This is a genomic window from Bacteroides sp. A1C1 (genome assembly GCF_004328515.1).
GTDB classification, from domain to species: domain Bacteria; phylum Bacteroidota; class Bacteroidia; order Bacteroidales; family Bacteroidaceae; genus Bacteroides; species Bacteroides uniformis.
This window is the reverse complement of record NZ_CP036491.1, coordinates 3423682-3450280: the sequence shown is the minus strand read 5'-3', so window position 1 is coordinate 3450280 and position 26599 is coordinate 3423682. Positions and strand designations below refer to the sequence as shown.

The window sequence follows — 26599 nt, the reverse complement described above, 5'->3', positions numbered from 1 at the left end:
TACCGAAATCAGAAATTAGTGTAGACCACATATCCATGAGCCGGTACATTAACCTGTTTATTTACGGTTTCACTTTTTCCTGTAAAGTAATTGGTCCAGTTACCAGGAGTGGCAGGGAAAACAATATCAGTAGCGGTATGTGTAAAGTTACCCACCACCACCAGTTGCTTACCCGTTATACTTTTTACCAATAATGTACGACCGTTGTCCCAATCAGAAGTTTCCACCTTCCATGTCAAAGTTGCATTTGCATCAAACAACTCCGGATGAGCATTGCGCAGCTTCATCAAACCTGCATAAACATCGTGCAGCCCTTTACGATCGGCGTTATCTAAATATTCCCAATGCAAAGGCTTCCTACCGGTACGGCCATTTTCTTCAATAGAGATGTCATATCCCATCTCTCCGAACTGCCAAACCATCTTAGGACCAGGAACGGTAAGGAAGAAAGTTGTATTTAGTGCCAACTGATTCATACGGGCATCAAGGTCGGTTTTCAGCACACCATCACCCCATTGCGACTGTTTGTAAGCTGTGCGTTCTTCATCATGGCTTTCCATAAAACCTACCCATGCAGTGTTTTTCTCATAAAGGCTACTAAAAGAACTATTTTCAGCATCCCCCATAGCCGACTGACAATAGGCATTATTCAAGTTACGCCATAAGTGCATACCATCAGCTGCCAGTTCATTTTCTTCCTTTGAATCACAGAAATGCTCCAAGATAACATAAGAGTCCTTTTTCACTTCCTTGATGGCCGCATTATAATCCTTTAGGACGGCAATGCGACCCGCATCGTAATTGGATGCTGTACTTTCAGTGCAAGAGGTTTGTGTGAACCCTTTCGTCAAATCAAAACGAAAGCCATCCACCTTATATTCCTTCAACAAGAATTGCAGATTACGCTTCACAAACTTACGCACCAATGGGCTTTCATGATTGAAATCATGGAACACGCTATAAGGATGAGGTGCTTCCACATTGAAGTATGGATTATTCTTTGCAGTCTTATCACCATCCCAATAGAGTTTAGCCAGCGGATTATTTCCTGTAGCATGATTATAAACCACATCCAGAATAACTGCCATACCAGCCTCATGACAAGCATCAATGAACTGCTTATACATTGTTTTTGTCCCATAAGCTTTATCCATCGCAAAGAAAAAACAAGGATTATACCCCCAACTGTCATTGCCGTCAAACTCCTGCACCGGCATCAACTCAATAGCGTTGACACCCATTTCTTTCAAGTAAGAAAGCTTTCCCATCGCACCGTTAATGTCACTCGTAGCCGTAAAGTCGCGCAAGTGCAATTCATATATCACTAATTGCTCAGGATTTGCTATTTTAAAATCATTATACTTCCAGTTATAACTATCTTTCTGTATCTTGAAGGTCGAAACGATTCCTACCCCTCCCTTAGGATAAACCAGGTTTTCATTATAGGTAGAAGCTGAAATATCTTTATCATTATCAGGATCCAGTATTTTTTCAGTATAAGCATCTGCCAAATGAATTACTTCACCTTCCTTTGTACCCACATAGTATTGGAAAGCATACTCTTTACCAGCATCTAACCCCGCCAACGTAATCCACCAACATCCGGAAGCATCATCACGATACATCTGCGACTTTTCGTCATTACTTAAGGTCCAATTGTTAAAGTCACCCACAACATGTGCAAAATCCTTATGATTTCCATTCACATCTTTATCATAAAGTACCAGTGTCACTGTAGAATTATCCATTATGTTGATACCTTCGACCATATCAGCCGGTACAGCGGCAGTTTTAATCTCACCGGGTACAAATCCTTCATATTTTGTATCAGTTACCGCTATAAAGGAATCAGTATCTATTCCTTTTTTACTACCATCCGCACTACGAATCACTATTCCAAGTTGGTTCACCGGTGTCTTTCCACTCCCAAACCACTCCCGGATATTCGGACTCAATGTAATACTCCAAATATTAGCCTCAGATAAAGTCATCTTACATTTATCTTTGTTTTCTGCCCACTCTGCAGGCACGAATTGCCAACGACCTTCACTGACAACACCAATATGTACATACACATCTCCTTTATACTCATAGAGGGCAGACTTTGTATCCGCTTTAAACGTAATGACAAGAGACTGATCAGCATCTGGTACCACCGGTGTATAACTCAGACCAGCAGGAATTGCAATTGCATTGGCAGCTTGAGTGACGGATATTTCTTCCCTTTTTGAACCGGATATAATATTCAATTGTGCTGTACGCGCTATTCCAGTTTCATTTTTAGCAACAGAAACCATAATCGTAGCTTTTCCTGACAAGCCTTTTGCCGGATTGATACTGCACCAGCCAATATCCTCACCACTCAGCTCAGCAGTCCATTGATATCCGGCCTCAAAACTGACACTTTGTGAAGAAGCAGCTTCAGCAAAGCTAAAACCTTGTTCAAAAATAGCTTCACTACCGGAGGCAGGAGTCAAATATTCCTGAAACTCCTCTTTGTTGTCACTACATGCCGTGAATGCCAGCAGCACGCTGAAGCATATCAAATGCCATAAAACAAGATTCTCACGTTGAACGATAATTTTCATAATATGAAGTATTTAAAGTTATCACTTCACAAATATAACCGGAAAAGAAAGGGCAAATCAATTAACGTAAAGGAAAACGAGAACAATATCACGAAAACGTTTGCATATCAAACAGAAAGAGGAGACCTTACACAATATAATAGTATAGGGTCTCCTCTTTTATTAAAATCCAGCCGTCAGAATCTAATTATTCTATACTCTAATGCATTCAGTTTAATTTCATTCATCAATTCCAGAGGTTTATTTTCGTAAATATCAGTAGCTACATGATGCTTCCAACCCTCCGGTAAGATAACAGAAACATCTCTATTACGCACATTAACCAATATCATAAAAGCATCTTTACCATCACTTTTCTGATACATCAAGACGTCTGAAGCAGGATACCCAGTTAATATTCCTTTCCGAAGTGCAGGATATTTATTATACAATCCCATTAAACACCCATATTCTTGATAAATATCCGAACATTCGGACCAATCCACGGATGTATATGCAAAAAAATTAATAGGAGCCTCATGTCCAATTTCTTGTGAACTATAAATCAATGCTCCACCATGCAAAAAAACTGTTCCAACAAAAGCAGCCATAGCTGCCCTTTCACTTCCTAACTCCACAATTGGCGACATTTTAGAAGCCTCATCATGATTGGTAATAAAACGTAATTTCATTTTTCCTGCCGGAATTGAGTCATACTCGCTCCAATCCACCTCCAACAAGCGTGCCGCACTACTATCATTAACGAAAACATCCCGCATCGCCTCCATCAAATCCCAAGCATAGTTCATATCAAATCCTGCATCAAAATGATCTTTGCGCTTACCTTCTGCCAACATTAACAATTTCCGATTTGGAATAGCCCTCAGAGAATCAACAGCTTGCTTCCAGAAAGTATATGGAACATAATCAGCAGCATCACAGCGAAAACCATCTACACCAACTTCTTGTATCCAATATTTCATAGCATCAATCATTGCAAGGCACATATCTGCATTATCGTAGTTCAAATCTGCCACATCATTCCATCCCGTTCCTGCAGGAGAAATTATATTTCCGATACTATCCTGAGTATACCACTCTTTATGTTCTTTAATCCAAGCATGGTCCCAAGATGTATGATTAGCAACCCAATCTAAAATTACACTTATTCCTTTTTCATGGCATAATTCCACTAAACGCTTAAATTCTTCTACTGTTCCAAATTCAGGATTTATTCTTTTATAATCTTTGATACAATAAGGAGAATTCACCGTATTTACCTCACCAATCTCATAGATTGGCATAAACCAAACAACATTAACACCCAAAAACTGAATAGAATCAAGATGTTTTGATATGACATTAAATGCATTCTTCAGAGCAAAAACACGTGGATTGATTTCGTACATCACAACGTCTTCTACAGCAGGTAATACTTGCTTTTGTTCAGTAACTATCTCGCGTTTTCCGGCACAAGCATACACTGTCAATAATACAAGTATAGTATAAAATAAATTCCTCATCTATTTACAATTCATTGGTCTGACAAATAAAAAAGGATTAAAGGTCCCCCCCTTAATCCTTTTTCTATAAATAAGAGAGCCTTAATTGGCTGTCATTGTAGCATTCTTAGCTTCTGGATCCAATACAATCGTGTATGTTCCAGCTGAAACTTTAATATTTCCACCATCCTGCGTCAGCGCACCTAAACTACCACCAAAGTTTATAGTCCAAGCTGCATCCCATCTGAATTTCATTTCACCATCACCTAATGTAACAGTCACCGACCACTTTTGCGTTTCAGCATCATAATCCATTAAAGTGCCTTTATCCCATCCACCAGGAGTAGCATCACCAATAATCTCCCAACCTGTCTTATCCAAAGTAGCAACCATCTTCTTAGTATCGGCACCTACTCGATAATAACCGGCAGCCTCAATCTTAACATTACCGCCATCACCGATAACAAACGTAGTTGATGTCTTAGCCTCATTCCAAGTAATATCTCCAACAACACCAATCCACGTACCAGAATCATAGAACTTGAATTCTGTATCGGCAGGGAAATAGTGAGTGCCAGTATATTTGAAATCACGAGCTGCAGATTCTACCTTATAGCAATCATCAGCTTCCGGCTTCCAACCATCACCACTCTGATAGCTACCAGGCAATGTCATTGCAGAGCTAGAAAGCTCAATCGTTGTTTCTTCCATACTATAAGTATATTTTCCTGCATTAGTCAAATTTAAAGTAATAATATAGGGACTTGCCTTTACCACTTTGAAATTTTGACCTCCAGCAACCAAGTTACCGGCCAACTCAGAAAGTTTACCTTCTTCTGCTCCATAATTGAATCCCCAGTCATTATTGGCTCTAAATTTGAATTCCTTATCGAGCAACGGAGTAACCACTGTCCAAAGACGAGTAGTGGTATCGTATTCCATCTGGGTATCTTTGTCCCAACCACTAGACGTAGCATCTCCAATTACTCCCCAAACCAGCCCTTTCTCTGATTGGGTTACCTTACCTTCTGCATCTAAAGTAATTTCAATGAAACCTTTACCATCAGCAGTAACTTGCTGGTCTTTAGCCAATACTTTCGTAAGGTCTGCACCATCAATGATTGCATAAGAAGCAGCACCATCAAAATTGGCATAACCACTATAAATGCCATCACCGTCAGGGTCACCTATCAAATAGGCAGTAGTGTAGTCCCAATCAGGATAGCCAACAGCTACATAAGCATACTTCCATGTAATATTATCTACATTAGGGTCATAAGGTGTAGCCTTAAAAGTTATTGAGTTACTAGCTGCATCAGTATAAGCATCATATGCCTCAGAAACCAAAGAAACAGTAAAATCATACGTTTGCCCCGGATATGCTCCTACCTTAGCCAATAAAGAATTCATTTCACTATTTGTAAATGCCAGTTTTGCATCCCCTGTTTCTCCTATTACAATACTCTTATTGGTAGAAGTATTTGTTAGAGTTACAACATAATTAACTACTGCAGAAACTCCATAATCTGCCTTATCCCAAGCTATTTCCGGAAATTGCGCATCCTTATTGTCTTTAGTAATAGTAATGTCTGTTTGGGAAAGCGCATGCAATGCAGCAGCAGTCTTCAATTCCAATATGGGGGTAGCATCCTCCTCACAAGACATCAATGCGAAGATTCCAGCCAAAAGTAAATAAATATATTTTGTCTTCATATCATTCATGTTTAATCATTAATATTAGTATCCTTCATTCTGTACCAGGTTCTGATTAGAACCAACATCGTCTGAAGGCAAGGGGAACACTTGATAAAAGCTTTCAACAGATTTTCCTGCCGCAACTCCACCCTTCCATGGCCAAACATAATCAGCAGAAGTATATTTACCGAAGCGAATCAAATCTGTACGTCTTTGAGCTTCGTAGAATAGCTCACGTGCGCGTTCATCCATCATAAAGTCCAAAGTAAAATCACTATCGGAAATAGGTGCGGACGCCTTGTCTGAATATGCACGTTTACGCAAATCATTTACATATCCCAAAGCCTCTGTTTTTGTTGCTCCTTGTCCGCCACGAAGAACAGCTTCTGCTAAATTCAAATAGATTTCACCTAAACGGAATAATGGATAATCTGTCCAAGCTTCCGCAGATGCAGGTTTACTTCCATCTTTATTCACATTATAAAACTTGGTAACGGGAATGCCATTATTGACAAAATCAGCTTCATTTGTGATCTCAATATTTGTGGTAGCTTCTGTACGCAACATTGCTTTACGAGTATCCTTATCACTGCTATCCTCTTTTTCAAAGATATTATATAAAGACGACTTAGCTCTAACACCTTGCCAACCTCCCTTTGCATTCGTTTCTTCTTGAAAATCAGCAGAACCCCAGCATAACAAAGCTGTCATACCTCCCCAGGTCATTGTATCTTCACCTTCATATCTCAATGGGAAAATCATCTCTTTGGATTGGTCATTATCAGCTTTGAACATATCGCCATAAACCGGTTCCAATTGGTAACCTGCTGAAATAATCTTTTTAGAATAAGTCACACATTCAGTATATTTATTTACACCTACATACGTGTCTGCATTCAAATACAAGCGAGACAATGCAGCCCACAGAGCAGCTTTATTAGCATGTCCATAATTATCATTAAATCCAACTACAGGATCAAGCATATCACTTTCACATGCCAACATTTCACTTTCAATGTATTCAAATAATTGATCTTTCATAATTTGTTGTGGACGAACGCTACCAATAGGGCTGTTTTCATCTACAAACGGAACATTACGATACAAATCCAAAGCATACAGATACATCAAAGCACGCATAAAACGAGCTTCTGCACGGAAAGTTTTAATAGAAGCCTTTACTTGCTCTGAACAACCTCGTGAGGCAAGTTTATCATCAGTTGTTTCACGTAAAAACGCATTTGACAAGTTAATCTGATAATACAAACGATAATATGATCCTTTGATCCATGGACTTGAAGCAGCCCAAGAAATATGATTGAAGTCTGGAATACCAGGATCATTCCAGCAACAATGAGCGATATCAGAAGCCAATTCCTGCATATTCCACAATACGCGAATAAATGAAGCCTGAGAACCACCGTCAATGCCGACAACATCCTGGTCTGAGTCTCCACCTGCATTACCACCTATTACCAAACCTGCATATATTTTAGCCAAACTTTGTTCATAAGCTCCTATCTCCTTTCCAAAAACGACATCCGAAACCAATTCATCCTTATCCAATGGAACCGTATCCAGATCGTTCACACAAGAGGTAACCCCTAACATCGTACTCAAAAGGGCTGCCGACAATATATATTTATATTTTAATATTTTCATATCTGATTCTCCGCAAACACACCTAATATTTTTAGTATATTAGCGCTCAAAAAGCAGGGATTATGAACATATTCAGTTTTACGGCTCATTTCGGTTCGGAGGAAGATTGTCGTTTGCATTTCAAGGAGCAGCGTGATAAGGAAGGGGTTGTCTGCAAGCGATGCGGGGGCACTTCCCATTATTGGTTACAGGGTAAATGGAGTTATGAATGCAAAGGTTGCCGTTTCCGCACCTCGTTGCGCAGCGGTACGATCATGGAGAGCTCCAAGCTGCCGTTTCTGGTGTGGTACAAAACGATGTTCCTGATGAGTTGCACAAAAAAGGGATTCTCCACCAACGAACTCCAGAAGCAATTAGGATTGAAGCGTTACGAACCGGTATGGGCGATGGTACACAAACTCCGCAGGGCGATGGGCAACCGGGATGCAAGGTATACACTGGAAGGGATGATAGAACTGGATGAGGGTTACTTTTCGGTGGCCAGTAAGGAAATCGAGCGAGGCAAGGGTACACGTGGCCGGGGAGCCGAGGGAAAGCAGAACGTTGCGGTGATGGCCGAAAGCACCCCGTTGGAAGATATCGAAACGGGCAAAAAGGAGAAGCATGTGCGTTATTTCAAGGCCAGGGTACTGGATAGCCATCAAAGTGAAGGAATCAACGGCGTGGTCAGGGACTGCATGGAGGATGATGCCATCGTATTTTCGGACAAAAGCACTTCTTACGTTGACATCTCCGATCTGGTGGAATTGCACGTCACCGAGAAATCAGACGCCAAAACCACCAAGGAAACACTCAAATGGGTGCATATCGCAATCAGTAATGCAAAACGGACATTGCTGGGCAACTACCATAAAATCAAAAGGAAATACTTACAGTTGTATCTCAACGAGTTTATTTACAAATTAAACAGACGGTATTTTGGAGACAAACTCTTTGACAGACTAGTAATTGCGAATATAACAGGTGCATAAACGGATAATCAGAATCTTTAAACATCCTAATTAACTACCTGCGGATTTTAGGTATTATTATAGAAGCCCCCATGAATAAATCGCTCATCATTTTCGGCATCGTCAACATAACCTCGGACAGTTTCTCCGATGGAGGCCGGTATCTGGCGCCAGACGCAGCCATTGCGCAGGCGCGTAAGCTGATGGCCGAGGGGGCAGATGTGATCGACCTCGGTCCGGCATCCAGCAATCCCGACGCCGCGCCTGTTTCGTCCGACACAGAAATCGCGCGTATCGCGCCGGTGCTGGACGCGCTCAAGGCAGATGGCATTCCCGTCTCGCTCGACAGTTATCAACCCGCGACGCAAGCCTATGCCTTGTCGCGTGGTGTGGCCTATCTCAATGATATTCGCGGTTTTCCAGACGCTGCGTTCTATCCGCAATTGGCGAAATCATCTGCCAAACTCGTCGTTATGCATTCGGTGCAAGACGGGCAGGCAGATCGGCGCGAGGCACCCGCTGGCGACATCATGGATCACATTGCGGCGTTCTTTGACGCGCGCATCGCGGCGCTGACGGGTGCCGGTATCAAACGCAACCGCCTTGTCCTTGATCCCGGCATGGGGTTTTTTCTGGGGGCTGCTCCCGAAACCTCGCTCTCGGTGCTGGCGCGGTTCGATGAATTGCGGCTGCGCTTCGATTTGCCGGTGCTTCTGTCTGTTTCGCGCAAATCCTTTCTGCGCGCGCTCACAGGCCGTGGTCCGGGGGATGTCGGGGCCGCGACACTCGCTGCAGAGCTTGCCGCCGCCGCAGGTGGAGCTGACTTCATCCGCACACACGAGCCGCGCCCCTTGCGCGACGGGCTGGCGGTATTGGCGGCGCTGAAAGAAACCGCAAGAATTCGTTAACTTTTCGGTGGCCAGTAAGGAAATCGAGCGAGGCAAGGGTACACGTGGCCGGGGAGCCGAGGGAAAGCAGAACGTTGCGGTGATGGCCGAAAGCACCCCGTTGGAAGATATCGAAACGGGCAAAAAGGAGAAGCATGTGCGTTATTTCAAGGCCAGGGTACTGGATAGCCATCAAAGTGAAGGAATCAACGGCGTGGTCAGGGACTGCATGGAGGATGATGCCATCGTATTTTCGGACAAAAGCACTTCTTACGTTGACATCTCCGATCTGGTGGAATTGCACGTCACCGAGAAATCAGACGCCAAAACCACCAAGGAAACACTCAAATGGGTGCATATCGCAATCAGTAATGCAAAACGGACATTGCTGGGCAACTACCATAAAATCAAAAGGAAATACTTACAGTTGTATCTCAACGAGTTTATTTACAAATTAAACAGACGGTATTTTGGAGACAAACTCTTTGACAGACTAGTAATTGCGAATATAACAGGTGCATAAACGGATAATCAGTTTTCATAACTTCATTGATTAAAAATTAAGATTCAAGCCTAACATAAATACACGAGGGCGAGGATAGATATTATTATCAACTCCACTACCGCTAATTTCAGGATCCAAACCATCATATTTGGTAATAACAAACGGATTCTGTACCGTGACATAAACACGTGCACTTTGTTTATCATTGAACAGCTTGTTAAAAGTGTATCCTAATGAAATATTGTCCATCCGTACAAAAGAAGCATTCTGAACATAGTAACTAGAACGATATTGCCCTGTCTTGAAATTTGTTTTCCATGCAGAAGTCAAACGATTTTTCAAGAAACCAGTTTGGTCATACATTTGTGAACCATCCCAAGCCTCACGATTGGATTGTACATTGTTATAAGCATAGTTTCCAATACTTGCACGCAAAGCAAATGACAAATCCCAATTCTTATAAGACAATTGAGAAGTTAATCCCATAAATACGTCAGGAGCAGACTTTTTGTAAGCGACCAAATCTTCTTCGTCTATTTTATTATCCCCATTTTGATCAACATAAGCACCTTCTATCGGATTTCCAGCCTTATCATAAAGTTGTTCCCATACATAGAATGAATTATAAGGATGATCAACAGCATTTATCATGATATTATAACCGGTTGCTCCATCAATACCAGTATGAATCACACCTTTATAAGCCGGGTCATCATTAAATGTCAATTTGGTAATTTCATTTTTATTATAAGAGATGTTATAACTCAATGTCCAGTCCCAATCTTTTGTCGTGATAGGATGAGCCGTCAAAGTAAGTTCAATACCTTTATTCTCCAATGTACCTACATTCGTCAACAACTGGTTACTAAAGTTTGTACCGGCAGGAGCTGTAACCGTATTCAGCAAATCATCAGTTTTACGATAATACAAATCAAGAGTACCTGTCAATTTGTTGTTCAATACACCGAAATCCAATCCAATATTGTAAGTTGTAGTTTCTTCCCATTTCAAGTTTTCATCATAAGCTTGAGGAGCAATCAATGAATACTTGTTATTACCAAAATAATAATTTGCTCCAGCTTTGGAATACATATAGCGAGCCATATAAGGATAGTCACCATTATTCAGGTTTTGCTGACCAGTAATACCATAGCCCAAACGCAACTTCAAATCAGAAAGCCAATCCACTCCCTTCAAGAAATTCTCTTCTTTCATCTTCCATGCCAAAGCAACTGAAGGAAATAATCCCCAACGATTGTCTTTATTGAAACGTGAAGAACCATCATTACGCAAGGTAAATGTCACCAAATAACGATTCAATAATGTATAATTCAAACGCCCAAAGAAAGAAACAAGATAGTTTTCAGTTGAATAATCTTCCATATCCTTATAGAATTCCTTACCAGTTTCTTCAGCTTTTACTGTAGAATAAGGATATTTGGTCCATGTAGAATTATAGAAATGCTGCCAAGAATAACCGCCCATAACATCGACATGATGTGCACCAAACTCTTTAGCATAATTCAAATAGAAATCCAGCAATGTATTCCGCTTCAATTGATAATAGCTGCTATTTTCCCCAAAACCAGTTTTATAGTTACCTTGGCACCAAGTCATAGGAGCATTATCTTCTATAATAACATCACCTTCACTCTTAGACACGTCGTAACCTAAATTCAAGTTTGCTCTCAATTCGGGCAGGAAATGAAACTTATAGTCAATTTGTGCATTACCAATACTTCTATAAACAGTTGATTCGTCATGCTTTGAATCTAAAATAGAAACGGGATTAGCCAAACCAATATCAACCGGTGTAGGATTATTGCCACTTTTCATATACATAAAGTAGCCGTTACCATAGGGATTTCCATCCATGTAAATAGGCTGTGTCGGATCATATTGCGTCGCCATACCTATTGCACCAGTATCTGCAAAACGGTTTGTATTATAAATACCTTTCACATTCAACTGAATATTCAATTTCTTATCAAAGAAATTAGGATTCAAGCTAATAGCACCAGTCAAACGCTCCATATTAGAAGTCTTCAATATACCATTTTCATTGGTATAAGAAACTGATACACGATAGGGCATGTGTGGTATAGCACCAGAAACATTAACATTGTGGTCTGTACTGAAAGAGGTTTTGAATATTTCATCCTGCCAATCAGTATTTGCCTGACCTAATGCTTTAAACTGAGCACTTGATTCACCGAATTTAGAAGTCACAAATTCTCTAAATTCATTTGCAGACATTACATCTACTTTATTGGGTCTTGTATTAATAGAGAATGTACCGCTATAACCAACTTGTACACGTCCAGACTTTCCTTTTTTAGTATTAATAATAATAACACCGTTAGATGCACGAGAACCATAAATGGCTGTTGCAGAAGCATCTTTCAAAATAGTAAAAGTCTCAATATCATTGGGATGGACAGTAGCCAAAGGATTTGACATACCATTAATACCACCGTCATCTACAGGCACACCGTCAATAACAATCAACGGATTATTGGATGCAGACATAGAAGAACCGCCACGCACACGAATTGTAGCACCAGCTCCCGGAGCACCACCGTCAGTAATCACACTTACACCGGCAGCTTTACCAACCAACATATCAGTAGCAGATGTAACAGCACCTTTTACCATTTTATCTGCACTAATAGCCGTAACAGACCCAGTCAAATCATTCTTTTTGGCTGTACCGTAACCAATTACGACCACCTCGCCCAACAATTCCGCATCATCTTGTAATGTAATAATTACTGAAGGAGCAGCAGCTACTTCTTGCGTCTTGTATCCGATAAAAGACACGACCAACGTAGCTCCCTGAGGAACTGTCAATGTAAAATTACCATCAAGGTCAGTGATTGTACCATTCGTGGAATTTCCTTTTTCCACTACATTTGCGCCTATCACTCCTCCCAAAGCATCTTTTACATGCCCTTTCACGGTGATGTTCTGTGCATAAGCGCCTACAGACAAGAATAACCCTAACATTAGGGTAAGAATCGTTTGACAGATTCTAAGATTAACTTGCTTCATGCATTTAATAAATTAAAGTTAACAATATTAATTACCTATATATATTATTCGAAAAATAATTTTCGTACTTTCGCTTTCTAACGTCTTTCAAGTACCTAAAGCATGACGCAACAAAAATATGCTTTATTACTTTAGTAAAGTATAAAGAGAGTGTAAAATGTGGAAAACGAACAGTGCAAACGATTGCATGCGGTTGCACAAGATAGAAAAATCACTTGATATATCATAATACAGCGCTTCTCTCCACTCTACATGTGGCATTCTTGCACATAACATATATGTTTATTCTGCTAAAGTACAGAGATTTTCACCGCCTAACGGCCGTTAGGCGATTTGTCGATGGCCGTTGACAGATCGCTTTACGGCCGTCAACAAATCGCTTTACGACCGTTAAGTACTACACAACATCAAGACAAAACAAAAGAAACACAAAGCTTTTACTGAAGAAATGCCATGCATGTATGAACCAAGCAACATACTTTCAGGATATGAATAACGTGTCTGCACAATATTAATATGCCATTAACACGATATTAACAAAATGGCCGACATGATATTAACTTGTTACATTACAACAAGTTAACATCATATCGGCCCTAAAAACAGAGGTGGAAGCAAAATTTGCTTCCACCTTTTTCTGTTGCTTCCACCGCACCTCAAACACCGATGAACAAAGGGTTACAGAGCAGGTGTGGTAGAGTGGAAGCAAATAGTGCTATTTATTTCTCTGAAGTATAAAGTACCAGCTTTCCGGACTTCAATCCTTTAGCCCTTGCCTCAAACACAATCTCACCGGCTTGCTCGCCACTCTGCACAATAGCCGTCAGCTGACCGCTGAAAGCCGGCATCTTGGGCAGATGGAACAAATCGAGGCTGGTAGCATCTCCATTGGCAGCAGCGCGATATTTTCCGGCACCCTTCACCGAGAAGTTTACCATGCGGCTGTCTGCCGGACAAAGGTTACCGTCCTTATCCACGACACGGACTGTGATATATGCCAGGTCCTTACCATCGGCAGACAAGTGCGTGCGGTCGGCAACCAGCTCCAGATGATGGGGCTTGCCAGCGGTACGAATCACCTTTTCTTCTGCAGGATTGCCGGAAACATCATAAGCCACCACTTTCACTTCGCCCGGTTCATAAGGAACATCCATCCACATCAAGCGATAGCGACGCTGCAAAGCAAGGGAGTCCTGACCTTCCAAAGCACGGCTTTCATCAGCAGTAAGTTTCCGTTGTTTGCCATAACTCTTTCCGTTGACGAACAGTTCGGCACTGGGATAGCTGGTGTAAACAAAAACCGGAGTATTCTCCCCTTCCCTGCCCGGCCACGTCCAGTGCGGAAGGACATGCAAGGTATTTGCCTGCTTGTTCCATAGGCTGCGGTACAGATAGAAACGGTCTTTGGGGAGGCTTGCCAAGTCTATGATACCGAAAACGGAGCTGTGGCTGGGCCAGGAATCCGTACTATAAGGAGAAGGCTCACCCAAATAATCAAAGCCCGTCCAGACGAACTGTCCGATTGTCCAGTCATAATCATCAGACAAAGCAAAATCCTCATCGGGAAGATTCGACCAGGAACAACACTCCACATCATAACCGGAGCACTGATGGTCATCATACATCACACTGGCACCCTTCTGTACGGGAAATTTATAGACACCACGAGAACTTACAGTGGAAGCCGTCTCCGAACCGAGCACAATATTCTGTGGAAGAGTCTCATAAGACTCCACATAACGGTGAGCCCGATAATTAAGACCGGGTACATCAATCATTGCCGCAAACCCGTTGGCAAGCACGCAAGTTACCTGGTCCATACCGCAAGTAACGGGGCGTGTAGGGTCTTCGCGATGGCAAATATCCTGCAGGAAAGAAGCCACTTTGTAGCCCTCGGGACTACATTGGGTAGGAACCTCATTTCCTATACTCCACATTACCACACAAGGATTGTTCCGATAATGATGCAGCATGTTTACCATATCCTTTTCTGCCCATTCGTTGAAATAGCGGTGATAACCATTCTCACATTTGGCAATATCCCATTCATCGAAAGGTTCCAACATCATCATAAAGCCCATCTCGTCACAGAGTTCCACCAATTCGGGTGTAGGCATATTGTGGGAGGTACGGACTGCATCACATCCCATATCCTTCAATAATGTCAACTGACGGCGAAGAGCAGCCACATTGACAGCCGCACCCAACGGGCCCAAATCGTGGTGATTGCATACCCCCTGGAATTTACGGTGCTTACCATTCAGGAAGAATCCCTTATCAGCTATAATCTCAATGCTGCGGATACCAAAACGCGTGGTATATTCGTCAGTCTGTTTGCCATCTACATAAATCTTAGATACTGCCTTATATAAATAAGGTGTCTCAGGGGACCACAGAGACGGAGCATTTATCAGAAAATTCTGCTCAAATGGCTGTCCGTGATTAATTTTCCGGCTATTATCCTTACGGGCTACTATCTTACCGTCCGGCGCAATAATATCAGTAGAAATACGAACATCCGCATCACCGGCATTCCGTATTGTAGTACGCAGACGCACGGAAGCGTATTCAGCAGAAACATGCGGTGTGGTGAGCTGTGTACCCCAAACCGGAACATGAACACGTTCCGTAGTAACTAGGCGGACATTGCGATACAATCCCGCCCCCGGATACCAACGGGAGGACTGGGGTCTGTTTTCCAGACGGACAGCCAGCACATTGTTTTTACCGTCGGCATTCAGCAAACCGGTAACATCGCAATGAAAAGAGTTATACCCGAAAGGCCAGAAACAAGCTTCTTTCCCATTGACATAGACCCGAGCCTCACTCATAGCACCATCGAAAACCAGAGTGACCTGCTTGTCTGCAGAAGCATCAAAAGCCGTACGATACCAACCGACACCCACATAAGGCAACCCTCCGGTACGCCCGGTCTTTACGGAAGCTTGTTTTTCAAGGTCTTGCGTAACCGCTACCTCCTGCAAATCGTTGTTGCGGTCGAACGGACCAAAGATGGCCCAATCATGAGGAATGGTCACTGTTTCCCACTTACTGTCGTCTAAATTTGTTTGTGTTGCTTCGGGAACATCTCCCTTGGTGAACTTCCAGTTCTTTTCCAACAATGCTTCTGTACGCTGCGCCATTGCCGCCAAGGCAAAAAAAGCGCAGCAGGAAAAGATAAGTATTGTCTTTCTCATTCTTCTTTAAAAGATTTTGTTAATATAATTATTTAAAAGCATCCATTATCACAGTGGGGCGGCCGTCTTCAGTGAATGCCCCCAGCCGATATTGGTTCGGCCTGCATTCCGGTTCCCAGTAGAACACGCCCTTGCAGCGTCCGCCGGTATTCTCCTTGCACTCTTTCAGGATACGTGCCAGTTGGCGTTTCCCTTCTGCCAGCACGGAAGCACTTGCCAGATTCCCTTTGTCGTCGGCACACTCCATGCCGGTTTCCACCACCATCACGTCACAGTTGTATTTCCGGGCTACACTATTAATATTGGCAATACACTCGGTGATAGTTCTATCAGCTGTATATTCCTTGTGCTCGAGCATCGTCCAGTAAGGATAGAGCGACATGCCTATCATATCCCACTTACCGCCATTGGCTCTCAGTTCATCAAAGAACCAGGTATACAATTCGTTGTCATATCCATTGTCCAGATGGACGATGACAATGGCATCGTCGAAGACGGACTTTACCGCATCGTATCCTACATTGATAAAAGCAGCCAGGTTGGCAAAGTTCTCACGGTATTTCACTTCCTCGGAAGTGCTGTTGGAACCCTTTACATCACATTCCCTCACATCATAGGACGCACCACTCAATGCAGCATCTTCATCCCAGAGCATCCCCGAACGGATTTCATTACCTACCTGAACCCACTTGGGAGTAACTCCTGCCGCTTTCAGCGCATTAAGTACATCGGCAGTATGACCGGCGACGGCTTTCTTCAAGTCGGCCAAGTTCAGTCCTTTCCATGCAGCAGGCTTATGCTGCTGTCCAGGGTCGGCCCACCAGTCACTGTAATGGAAGTCTACCATTACGTCCATGCCCAGCTCTGCGGCACGCTTGGCTTTCGTCACCAAATCGGCCGTATTGCACCAGTTATCGTGTTCTTTGGGGTCGACCCATACTCTGAGTCGAACCGCATTCAGGCCCAAATCCTTCATCAGCTGGAAACAATCGGTCTCCACACCGGAGGTATTGTAAAATTTCATACCCTTATGTTCCATCTCCGTCACCCAACTGATGTCGGCACCTTTAGCAAAGTCTGTAGCCAGAGGTTCCTCCTTATCGGGAAGTCCACCAGCATTGGGGTCTGTCTCATTATTGCTGCTGCATGCAAATACTGCAAAGGCAATACAAAAAAAGAAAGTCAAAAACTTCATGTGTTTCATGGCGTTATCATCATTAATTGCGTACTGCAAATATAAGCATTTAGGGAATATAGAACTATATATCACCTTAATTTGTCAAAATACGGGTATCTGCAATCGTTTGCACAAACTTACAACCCGATAAACCTCAACGGATAAGCACAATTTACCTTATTACGTTATTTTTGCAATCGGATTAGGGAAGTTTACCTTATCTTTGTCCTCAAAACTATACCATGAATAAACCGCAGATTACCATCAAGGATATTGCCCGGGCGCTGAATGTCTCCCCCTCCACTGTGTCGAGGGCGCTGAAAGACAATCCGGACATCAGCAAGGAAACACGTGACCTTGTCCATGCCTATGCGCGCGAGCATAACTACAAGCCCAACGTACTTGCCGTAAATCTCCGCGCAAGCCGCAGCAATACCATCGGCGTCATTGTCCCCCAACTGGTACACCACTTCTTTTCCTGCGTATTGAGCGGAATTGAGAAAGCAGCGGCGGATGCCGGATATAATATCATAGTGGCGCAGAGCAGCGAATCGTACGAGCAGGAAGTGAAAATTGTACATTCTTTCCTTGCCGCCCGTGTCTGCGGAGTCATCGCTTCACTTGCCAAGGACACTTCCCAATACGACCATTACCAGGAGCTGCTGAACAACGATATTCCCATTGTCTTTTACGACCGTATATGTACGGGGCTGAAAACCGAGCGAGTGGTGGTGGACGACTATGCCGGCTCCTTTGCAGCCGTGGAATACATGATACAGACCGGATGCAAGCGTATCCTTTTCTATGGTGCGGCTCCCCACCTAGAGATTACCAAGAATCGCCGGAACGGCTACCTGGATGCCATGAAGAAGTATAAAATTCCGGTGGACGACAGCATGATTCTGTTGTGCGACACCCGTGAACGCGCCATCTCCATCACTCCCGACCTGCTGGAAAGCGAAAACCGCCCTGACGGTTTCTTTGCCATCAACGACGAGACAGCTTCGGGCATACTGTATGCCTGCAAACTGGTCGGCGTAAAAGTTCCCGATGAAGTATCCATCTGCGGATTCACCGACGGAGCCATTGCCCAAAGCACCGACCCGAAGCTGACTACCGTGGAGCAGCATGGCGAGGAAGTAGGTAAAAGCGCTTTCAGCATTCTGACCGGAAAGCTGGAGGGAGAAGAGAAAAGCAACAACAAGATAGTACGTACCAATCTGGTGATAAGAGGAACTACGAAATAATAAAACATATTAAACCATCATGAAAGTAAAACCCGATTTAAGTTTCTGGAAGCTGTGGAACATCAGCTTTGGTTTTTTCGGCGTACAGATTGCATATGCTTTGCAGAGTGCAAACATCAGCCGTATCTTTTCCACTTTGGGTGCAGACCCGCATAATTTGAGTTATTTCTGGATATTACCGCCGTTGGCAGGTATCATTGTACAACCCATCGTGGGAGCCGCCAGTGACAAGACCTGGACACGCTTCGGGCGGCGCATCCCTTATCTGTTTATAGGTTCGTTGGTGGCCGTACTCGTCATGTGCCTGCTACCCAATGCCGGAAGCTTCGGCATGGCAGTAAGTACAGCCATGATTTTCGGACTGGTATCGCTGATGTTCCTCGACACCTCCATCAATATGGCCATGCAACCCTTCAAAATGATGGTGGGCGACATGGTGAATGAGAAACAAAAAGGACTCGCCTACTCCATCCAGAGTTTTCTCTGCAATGCAGGCAGCCTGGTGGGATATCTCTTCCCGTTCATCTTTGCATGGATTGGCATCAGCAATACAGCTCCCCAAGGAGTAATCCCCGACTCGGTGATTTACTCATTCTACATCGGAGCGGCCATCCTTATCTTCTGCGTCATCTACACTTCGGTCAAAGTAAAAGAGATGCCGCCTGCCGAATATGCAGAGTATCACGGCATCACCGAAGAAGAGGAACATGAAAAGACCAACATGCTGAAGCTGCTCATCAAGGCTCCGAAAGCATTCTGGACTATCGGACTGGTACAGTTCTTCTGCTGGTTTGCCTTTATGTTCATGTGGACTTATACCAACGGCAGCATCGCTGCCAATGCTTTCGACGCTCCTACAGTAGAGCACCTGGTAGATGGTGTGACCAAAATAGTACTCGACACCAAGAGCCTGCAATATCAGAATGCCGCCGACTGGGTAGGCGTACTGTTTGCCGTGCAAGCCATCGGCTCTGTGCTTTGGGCCATCTGCATACCGATGTTCAAGGACCGCCGCCGCGTCTACTCACTCAGCCTTGTTCTGGGAGGTATAGGTTTCATTTCCACCTACTTCATACACGACCCTTATATGCTCTTCATTTCCTTCTTGCTGATAGGGTGCGCATGGGCTGCCATGCTGGCACTGCCGTTCACCATCCTAACCAACGCACTGAGCGGAGGACACATGGGTACTTATCTGGGACTTTTCAACGGAACTATCTGTATCCCGCAGATTATAGCGGCAGCCTTGGGCGGCATCATCCTTGCCTTGTTTACTCCCAAAGGAGGACTGCCTCCTGAAATCAATATGCTTGTGTTAGCAGGAGTCATGCTGATAATCGGTGCTTTCTGTGTATATTTAATCAAAGAGACCAAAGGAGAGAAAGCAAACTAAGAATCACCCCCGAAGTACTCTGAGATGGAAATATTGACCGACACCGGGCAACATTCCACCTGACACCGGGGAAAGCATCGTTCGGTACCAAGGAACGATACTTTCCCGGTGTCTTTTTGATGTCTTTCCTTGCCTTTCTTTATTTTTGTCCTTACTTTTCTTCTTTATTTCCGCATATTGCTTAACTTTACGGCGATAACTACAGAAAACACGTCGTCATGAAGAAATACCTCAAGACCGATGAATGGAATATCATCGAAGACCAATTCCACCCCGACCGTCAACGGATGTCGGAAAGTATATTCAGTCTCGGAAACGGACGTTTCGGGCAACGGGGGTATTTTGAGGAGCCTTACAGCAGTGACAGTTACCGTGGTTCATTTGTGGCCGGCATCACTTTCCTGGACAAAACCCGCGTAGGATGGTGGAAGAACGGATTTCCCCCATATTACACCCGCATACCCAAGGCTGCCGACTGGAGCCGTATCAACCTGCGCCTCATCGATGAGGAACTCGATTTGGCAGGCTGGGATGTCGACAGCTTCAACCGCCGCCTCGACATGAAAGAGGGTATCTCCTACCGGGACATGGAGGTGACCTCTCCCCGGGGAAACCAGCTCCGCATCCATATAGAGCACATCACGGATATGGCAAGACCCAACCTCTGTCTCATCAAGTACAGTGTGTCCTCCATCAACTATACCGGTAGAATCTCACTCGTGCCCATCCTTGACGGGAATATCGTGGACGATGCCGACCTGCCGAACCTGAAAATATGGAACATCCTGCGTTCCGGTTCTACCAGCGACTGTGCCTACCTCTGGACACAGACCCGCCGGGAAGATGCACAAGTGTGCTACGCCATGACTTACCAATTCTTCAAAAACAACAAGGAAACCACTGCCAATCCCATACGGATAGAAAAGGAAAAGCAGACCGGTTTCAGCGTAGGTGCCGACGTAAAACCCGGAGACAACGTGACACTCATCAAATACACCGCCATCGCTTCTTCTCTTTACCACGAACGGAGTGAATTGGTGGAGCACTCCATGACCGAGGCACGCGAAGCCAAGAACATAGGCTGGAATACGCTGGTAGAAGAGCATCGAAGGGCCTGGCAGGAAATCTGGGACGAAACGGATGTCGTCATCGAAGGGGACCCGGAAGCACAGCAAGGTATCCGGTACAACATATTCCAGCTGTATCAGACTTACCGGGGAGATGACCCGCGCCTGAACATCGGCCCCAAAGGATTCACCGGAGAAAAATATGGCGGCAATACCTATTGGAACACGGAATTGTGTTGTGTACCGTTTTTTCTGCTCTCCACTCCCAAAGAGATTGCAAAGAACTTGCTGGCATACCGGCACAACCAGCTTCCCAAGGCCATAGAAAACGCCCGCAAACTGGGTTTCAAGGACGGTGCAGCGTTGTTTCCGCAGGTAACCAACAACGGAGAGGAATGCCACAGCGAATGGGAAATAACCTTCGAGGAAATCCATCGCAACAATATCATTGTTTATGCCATCGTTCAGCATGCAGTACTGACGGGTAATATGGACTATATCGCCCAATATGGCCTGGAAGTTATGATTGCCGTCAGCCGCTTCTGGAGCCAACGGGTATCCTTCTCCCAACCCAAACAGAAATATGTCATACTGGGAGTTACCGGCCCGGATGAATACGAAAACAATGTGGACAACAACTGGTACACCAACTATTCCTGCATACAATGCCTCAAGATGACCCTCCGTTTTCTGGAAATGATAGCACAGCAATATCCGGACGAATATGCCCGCATACGCCGCATCACCAATCTCGACCAAGTAAAGGAAAGCGCCCGGTGGAGAGACATCATCGAACACATGTATCTGCCGGAAGACAAGGAACGGGGAATTTTTATCCAGAATGACGGCTATATGGATAAAGTACTGGAAAGTACAGATAACATTCCTGCCGAAGAACGCCCCATCAACCAACATTGGTCATGGGACCGCATTCTGCGCTCTTGCTACATCAAGCAAAGCGACGTGTTGCTCGGACTTTACCTTTATTATTTCTATTTCGACACGGAAACCGTCCGCCGCAATTTCGAGTTCTATGAGCCGATGACCGTACACGAATCCTCCCTTTCTCCCCACATCCATTCCATCCTGGCTGCACGCATCGGCAAAGTGGAAAAAGCTTACCAGCTTTTCCTGCATGCCACGCGGCTTGACCTGGACGACTACAACAACGAAGCGGACCAAGGTCTGCACATAACCAGTATGCCCGGCAGCTGGCTGGCCATTGTACGCGGATTTGCAGGTATGCAGGTGCTGAAGGAGACATTGTGTTTCTCCCCCGTCATACCGCAAAAATGGGACAGCTATTCATTCAAGGTGAATTATCTGAAAAACACACTTCACATACGGGTAGGAAAAGAAATCGAAATCTCGCTTACAGCAGGCAGCAAAGTGGACATACAAGTCTACGGACACCCATATACGCTGGAACGGGGGACGGAATTAAAAATTAATGTGCTCATGTAATTAACCATATTGGCACATTAAATCATCATTTATCCTATAACCGGGAGAACATTTGGTTGTTTTCCCGGTTTTATGTTTTTATATATACCTGAACGAATAACTATATACTTGTTTACCAATGAAAAAAATGTTTCTTTTCGCCCTGGTCACGACGTTGCTCATCACGTCGTGCGGGCAAAAACAAAAGGGTAGCAATACCCTTATCCGACCGGTGAAGACTGCACAAGTCAGTTCACAGTCGGTTATCCGCAAAGACTTCTCCGGAATGGTGGAAGCCGTGGAATATGTGAGACTTGCCTTCCGCGTCAGCGGACAAATCATCAACCTCCCGGTTGTAGAGGGACAGCGGGTAAAGAAGGGGCAACTGATTGCCGCCATCGACCCACGCGACATCTCCCTGCAATATGCAGCCGACAAAGCTGCCTACGAAACAGCTGCCGCACAAGTGGAACGTAACAAACGGCTACTTAGCCGCCAGGCTATCTCCGTGCAGGAATACGAAATCAGCGTAGCCAACTATCAGAAAGCAAAATCCGCCTACGAGTTGTCCGGCAACAATATACGGGATACGCGGCTGACAGCCCCTTTCGACGGTTCCATCGAAAAACGGCTGGTAGAGAACTATCAGCGTGTCAATGCGGGAGAAGGGGTTGTACTACTGGTAAATACACAGAAACTACGAGTCAAGTTCACCGTACCGGATGATTATCTCTATCTGCTCCGTGCCAAGGACGTAAAGTTCAAGGTGGTGTTCGACAGCTACCCCGCAGAGGCTTTCGATGCCAGACTGGAAGAGTATCTTGACATCTCCACAGCAGGGACGGGTATTCCGGTGACAATAACAATTGACGACCCGCACTTTGACCGTGCACGTTATGACGTAAAACCGGGATTCACATGCAAAATAAAGCTGGCATCGGATGTCACTCCCTTCCTGGAAGAAAAGCTGATGAATGTACCGTTAAGTGCCGTATTCGGTAACAGTGAAAACCAGAAAACGTATGTATGGGTGGTGGAAGGTAATAAAGTCAGCCGCCGCGAAGTGACCGTTTATTCTCCAACGGGAGAGGCAAACCTGCTTATCTCTAAAGGGCTGGAACCGGAAGAAACCGTTGTGACGGCCGGAGTATACCAGCTGACAGAAGGAGAAAAGGTAAAAATTGATAATTGATAATTAAACAACATGAATCTAGCCAAATATTCATTAGACAACACGAAGATAGTCTACTTCTTTCTGGCTGTGCTGCTTATCGGTGGCATACTGTCATTCGGCAGGTTAGGAAAGAAGGAAGACGCACCTTTCGTCATCAAGTCGGCAGTCATCATGACACGCTACCCGGGAGCGGAGCCGGCAGAAGTGGAACGACTCGTCACCGAACCCATCTCCCGAGAAATACAGTCGATGAGCGGCGTCTACAAGATAAAGTCAGAGTCTATGTACGGACTCTCCAAGATAACCTTCGAACTGCAACCGTCACTCTCTGCCGCATCCATTCCGCAGAAGTGGGACGAACTGCGGCGCAAAGTGCTCAACATACAGCCCCAACTGCCCGCAGGCTCTTCTGTGCCGACCGTCTCGGATGATTTTGGAGACGTTTTCGGCATCTATTACGGCCTGGTGGGTGACGACGGTTTCTCTTATGAAGAAATGAGAAACTGGGCGGAACGAATCAAGACACAAGTCATCACGGCAGACGGTGTGATGAAGGTAGCCCTTTTCGGTACACAGACAGAGGTCATCCATATATTCATCTCCGTAAACAAGCTGGCAGGAATGGGTATCGCCCCCAAGCAGCTGGCCAGCCTGCTGCAATCGCAGAACCAGATTATCAATACGGGTGAAATCAGTGCTGGAGAACAACAGTTACGCATCGTGGCCAACGGTACCTACACGACTGTCGATGATATCCGCAACCAGGTTATCACTACCTCCGGCGGACAAGTCAAGCTAGGCGACATCGCCATCATTGAAAAGGGATACATGGAACCTCCCGGCAATATCATGCACGTCAACGGAAAGCGCGCCATCGGTATCGGCATCTCCACAGACCCTACAAAGGATGTGGTAAAAACCGGTGAACTGGTAGACCGGAGGCTTGCCGAACTCATGCCCCTCATCCCCGTGGGGCTGGAACTGGAAAGTCTGTATCCCGAAAACGTGATTGCCCAAGAAGCCAACAACGGGTTCATCATCAATCTGATAGAATCCATCCTGATTGTGATTGTAATCATCATGCTGGTGATGGGCATGCGTGCAGGAGTACTGATTGGCTCTTCCCTTATATTCTCTATCGGAGGCACACTGCTCATTATGTCGTTTCTTGGCGTAGGTCTGAACCGGACCTCCCTCGCCGGATTTATCATAGCCATGGGAATGCTGGTGGACAATGCCATCGTGGTGACAGATAATGCCCAGATTGCCATTGCCCGCGGCATCGACCGCCGGAAAGCGCTGATAGACGGTGCCACCAGTCCCCAATGGGGATTACTGGGAGCAACGTTCATTGCCATCTGTTCGTTCCTGCCACTGTATCTGGCTCCCTCTTCCGTAGCCGAAATCGTGAAACCGCTATTCGTAGTGCTGGCCATTTCCCTGGGATTAAGTTGGGTGCTGGCGTTGACACAAACCACTACATTCGGCAACTTCATACTGAAAGCAAAGGCAAAAGATGGTGGTAAAGACCCATACGACAAGCCTTTCTACCATAAATTCGCCTCCATCCTCGGCACACTGATACGCAAGAAGGCGTTGACCCTTGGCAGCATTACAGCACTGTTCATCCTCTCCCTTTTCGTCATGGGACTGATGCCCCAGAACTTCTTCCCTTCTCTGGACAAACCCTACTTTCGGGCAGATGTATTCTATCCGGACGGGTACAGCATCCGCGAAGTAGAAACCGAAATGAAAAAGGTGGAAGCCCATCTGATGCAGCAGCCGGAAGTGAAACGGGTATCCGTCACATTCGGCAGCACACCGTTGCGTTACTATCTGGCCTCCACTTCCGTCGGCCCCAAACCTAACTTCGCCAATATCCTGGTGGAAGTAACGGACAGCAAATATACCAAGGAACAGGAAAAGAACCTTGATGCCTACATGAAGGCCAACTATCCCAATGCCATCACCCGTACCATGTTGTTCAAGCTCTCCCCTGCCGTAGATGCCGCCATTGAAATCGGGTTCATCGGCAATAACACGGATACGCTGGTCATGCTGACCAACAAGATTCTGGACATCATGCACCGTAACGACGAACTTATCAACGTGCGCAACTCCTGGGGCAATAAGATACCGGTATGGCATCCCATTTACAGTCAGGAACGTGCACAACCGTTGGGTATCTCCCGTCAAAGCATGGCACAGAGTATCCAGATCGGTACGAACGGCATGACACTTGGAGAATACAGGGAAGGAGACCAAGTACTCCCCATTCTGTTGAAGGATAAAACCATCGACTCTTTCCGTATTAACGACTTGCGTACACTCCCCGTATTCGGCACTGCACGCGAAACAACCACTCTGGAACAAGTCGTCAGCCGGTTCGACTTCCAGTACAAGTTCTCCAATGTGAAAGACTACAACCGGCAGATGGTGATGATGGCGCAGGCCGACCCACGCCGCGGTGTGAATGCCATTGCCGCCTTCAACCGTATATGGAAGCAAGTGCAGAAGGAGATTGAAGTGCCCGAAGGTTACACCATGAAATACTTCGGAGAGCAGGAAAGCCAGGCAGAAAGCAATGCCGCACTGGCAGCTAATCTGCCGCTGACATTCTTCCTTATGTTCGTCACCTTGCTGTTTCTGTTCCGCAGCTACCGGAAACCGATTGTTATCCTGCTGATGCTGCCGCTTATCTTTATAGGTATTGTACTGGGACTGGTGGTATTGGGAAAATCATTCGACTTTTTCTCCATCCTCGGCTTGCTGGGGCTGATTGGAATGAATATCAAGAATGCCATCGTGCTGGTGGACCAGATTGATACGGAAACCGCTGCCGGGAAAGCACCGCGTGAAGCCGTTATCAGTGCAACGACCACCCGTATTGTCCCGGTGGCTATGGCATCGGGTACCACTATCCTGGGAATGTTGCCGTTATTGTTCGACGCCATGTTCGGCGGCATGGCGGCAACCATTATGGGTGGTTTGCTGGTAGCCTCGGCATTGACATTATTCGTGCTGCCGGTGGCTTATTGCGCCATTCATAAAATCAAGTGAGAGAACATTCAACAATTTACAG

14 protein-coding genes and 1 pseudogene are annotated in these 26599 nt (G+C 45.1%); 8 read left to right on the top strand and 7 right to left on the bottom strand.

Annotated elements, in window-relative coordinates; all coding sequences use genetic code 11:
• Window positions 1-8: 8 nt before the first annotated feature.
• The 4 genes from EYA81_RS14080 to EYA81_RS14065 all read right to left on the bottom strand — a co-directional run bounded on the left by EYA81_RS14080 (window position 9) and on the right by EYA81_RS14065 (window position 7426).
• Window positions 9-2588 (bottom strand): alpha-amylase family glycosyl hydrolase, encoded by a 2580-nt coding sequence (locus EYA81_RS14080; protein WP_044468060.1) that lies wholly within the window; start codon window positions 2586-2588, stop codon window positions 9-11.
• Between the two features lie 176 nt (window positions 2589-2764).
• Window positions 2765-4090, bottom strand: a complete 1326-nt coding sequence (locus EYA81_RS14075) for an alpha-amylase family glycosyl hydrolase (RefSeq protein WP_005826350.1) — start codon at window positions 4088-4090, stop codon at window positions 2765-2767.
• An 81-nt stretch (window positions 4091-4171) separates the two neighbouring features.
• Entirely contained in the window at window positions 4172-5782 is a 1611-nt protein-coding gene (locus EYA81_RS14070) for a SusF/SusE family outer membrane protein (protein WP_008663879.1), read from the bottom strand.
• Window positions 5783-5806: 24 nt separating this feature from the next.
• The gene (locus EYA81_RS14065) at window positions 5807-7426 is read right to left on the bottom strand and encodes a RagB/SusD family nutrient uptake outer membrane protein (protein WP_005826347.1); all 1620 of its coding nucleotides are present in this window, start codon (window positions 7424-7426) and stop codon (window positions 5807-5809) included.
• A 62-nt stretch (window positions 7427-7488) separates the two neighbouring features.
• Between EYA81_RS14065 and EYA81_RS14060 the strand changes: the two genes are divergently transcribed.
• From EYA81_RS14060 to EYA81_RS14050, 3 genes and pseudogenes are all read left to right on the top strand, one after another.
• Window positions 7489-8397 (top strand): IS1595-like element ISBbi1 family transposase, encoded by a 909-nt coding sequence (locus EYA81_RS14060; RefSeq protein WP_005807145.1) that lies wholly within the window; start codon window positions 7489-7491, stop codon window positions 8395-8397.
• A 71-nt stretch (window positions 8398-8468) separates the two neighbouring features.
• A complete protein-coding gene (gene sul2 / locus EYA81_RS14055; RefSeq protein ID WP_001043260.1) occupies window positions 8469-9284 on the top strand; it encodes a sulfonamide-resistant dihydropteroate synthase Sul2 in 816 nt (271 codons plus the stop codon).
• Window position 9285: 1 nt separating this feature from the next.
• Window positions 9286-9786 (top strand): annotated as a pseudogene (locus EYA81_RS14050) (IS1595-like element ISBbi1 family transposase); the annotation flags it as partial.
• Window positions 9787-9816: 30 nt separating this feature from the next.
• Here the strand turns inward: EYA81_RS14050 and EYA81_RS14045 are convergent.
• From EYA81_RS14045 to EYA81_RS14035, 3 genes are all read right to left on the bottom strand, one after another.
• The gene (locus EYA81_RS14045) at window positions 9817-12819 is read right to left on the bottom strand and encodes a TonB-dependent receptor (RefSeq protein ID WP_057256366.1); all 3003 of its coding nucleotides are present in this window, start codon (window positions 12817-12819) and stop codon (window positions 9817-9819) included.
• A 719-nt stretch (window positions 12820-13538) separates the two neighbouring features.
• The gene (locus EYA81_RS14040; protein ID WP_118264389.1) at window positions 13539-16016 is read right to left on the bottom strand and encodes a glycoside hydrolase family 2 TIM barrel-domain containing protein; all 2478 of its coding nucleotides are present in this window, start codon (window positions 16014-16016) and stop codon (window positions 13539-13541) included.
• Window positions 16017-16044: 28 nt separating this feature from the next.
• The gene (locus EYA81_RS14035) at window positions 16045-17220 is read right to left on the bottom strand and encodes a glycosyl hydrolase 53 family protein (RefSeq protein ID WP_005837727.1); all 1176 of its coding nucleotides are present in this window, start codon (window positions 17218-17220) and stop codon (window positions 16045-16047) included.
• 215 nt (window positions 17221-17435) lie between these two features.
• Between EYA81_RS14035 and EYA81_RS14030 the strand changes: the two genes are divergently transcribed.
• The 5 genes from EYA81_RS14030 to EYA81_RS14010 all read left to right on the top strand — a co-directional run bounded on the left by EYA81_RS14030 (window position 17436) and on the right by EYA81_RS14010 (window position 26577).
• Entirely contained in the window at window positions 17436-18440 is a 1005-nt protein-coding gene (locus EYA81_RS14030; protein WP_022401549.1) for a LacI family DNA-binding transcriptional regulator, read from the top strand.
• Window positions 18441-18459: 19 nt separating this feature from the next.
• Window positions 18460-19833, top strand: coding sequence for an MFS transporter (locus EYA81_RS14025; RefSeq protein WP_131225937.1), 1374 nt, complete (start codon window positions 18460-18462; stop codon window positions 19831-19833).
• Between the two features lie 218 nt (window positions 19834-20051).
• Window positions 20052-22364, top strand: a complete 2313-nt coding sequence (locus EYA81_RS14020; protein ID WP_117601170.1) for a family 65 glycosyl hydrolase domain-containing protein — start codon at window positions 20052-20054, stop codon at window positions 22362-22364.
• Window positions 22365-22482: 118 nt separating this feature from the next.
• Window positions 22483-23535 (top strand): efflux RND transporter periplasmic adaptor subunit, encoded by a 1053-nt coding sequence (locus EYA81_RS14015; RefSeq protein ID WP_117601169.1) that lies wholly within the window; start codon window positions 22483-22485, stop codon window positions 23533-23535.
• Between the two features lie 12 nt (window positions 23536-23547).
• Complete coding sequence (locus tag EYA81_RS14010) at window positions 23548-26577, top strand: efflux RND transporter permease subunit (RefSeq protein ID WP_117601168.1); 3030 nt, start codon at window positions 23548-23550, stop codon at window positions 26575-26577.
• The last annotated feature ends 22 nt before the right edge of the window (window positions 26578-26599 follow it).

Excerpts from the sequence above, each read along its gene's own strand:
- EYA81_RS14080 (WP_044468060.1), bottom strand. The coding sequence starts at position 2,588 with ATGAAAATTATCGTTCAACGTGAGAATCTTGTTTTATGGCATTTGATA.
- EYA81_RS14075 (WP_005826350.1), bottom strand. The coding sequence starts at position 4,090 with ATGAGGAATTTATTTTATACTATACTTGTATTATTGACAGTGTATGCT.
- EYA81_RS14070 (WP_008663879.1), bottom strand. The coding sequence starts at position 5,782 with ATGAAGACAAAATATATTTATTTACTTTTGGCTGGAATCTTCGCATTG.
- EYA81_RS14065 (WP_005826347.1), bottom strand. The coding sequence starts at position 7,426 with ATGAAAATATTAAAATATAAATATATATTGTCGGCAGCCCTTTTGAGT.
- EYA81_RS14060 (WP_005807145.1), top strand. The coding sequence starts at position 7,489 with ATGAACATATTCAGTTTTACGGCTCATTTCGGTTCGGAGGAAGATTGT.
- sul2 (WP_001043260.1), top strand. The coding sequence starts at position 8,469 with ATGAATAAATCGCTCATCATTTTCGGCATCGTCAACATAACCTCGGAC.
- EYA81_RS14045 (WP_057256366.1), bottom strand. The coding sequence starts at position 12,819 with ATGAAGCAAGTTAATCTTAGAATCTGTCAAACGATTCTTACCCTAATG.
- EYA81_RS14040 (WP_118264389.1), bottom strand. The coding sequence starts at position 16,016 with ATGAGAAAGACAATACTTATCTTTTCCTGCTGCGCTTTTTTTGCCTTG.
- EYA81_RS14035 (WP_005837727.1), bottom strand. The coding sequence starts at position 17,220 with ATGAAACACATGAAGTTTTTGACTTTCTTTTTTTGTATTGCCTTTGCA.
- EYA81_RS14030 (WP_022401549.1), top strand. The coding sequence starts at position 17,436 with ATGAATAAACCGCAGATTACCATCAAGGATATTGCCCGGGCGCTGAAT.
- EYA81_RS14025 (WP_131225937.1), top strand. The coding sequence starts at position 18,460 with ATGAAAGTAAAACCCGATTTAAGTTTCTGGAAGCTGTGGAACATCAGC.
- EYA81_RS14020 (WP_117601170.1), top strand. The coding sequence starts at position 20,052 with ATGAAGAAATACCTCAAGACCGATGAATGGAATATCATCGAAGACCAA.
- EYA81_RS14015 (WP_117601169.1), top strand. The coding sequence starts at position 22,483 with ATGAAAAAAATGTTTCTTTTCGCCCTGGTCACGACGTTGCTCATCACG.
- EYA81_RS14010 (WP_117601168.1), top strand. The coding sequence starts at position 23,548 with ATGAATCTAGCCAAATATTCATTAGACAACACGAAGATAGTCTACTTC.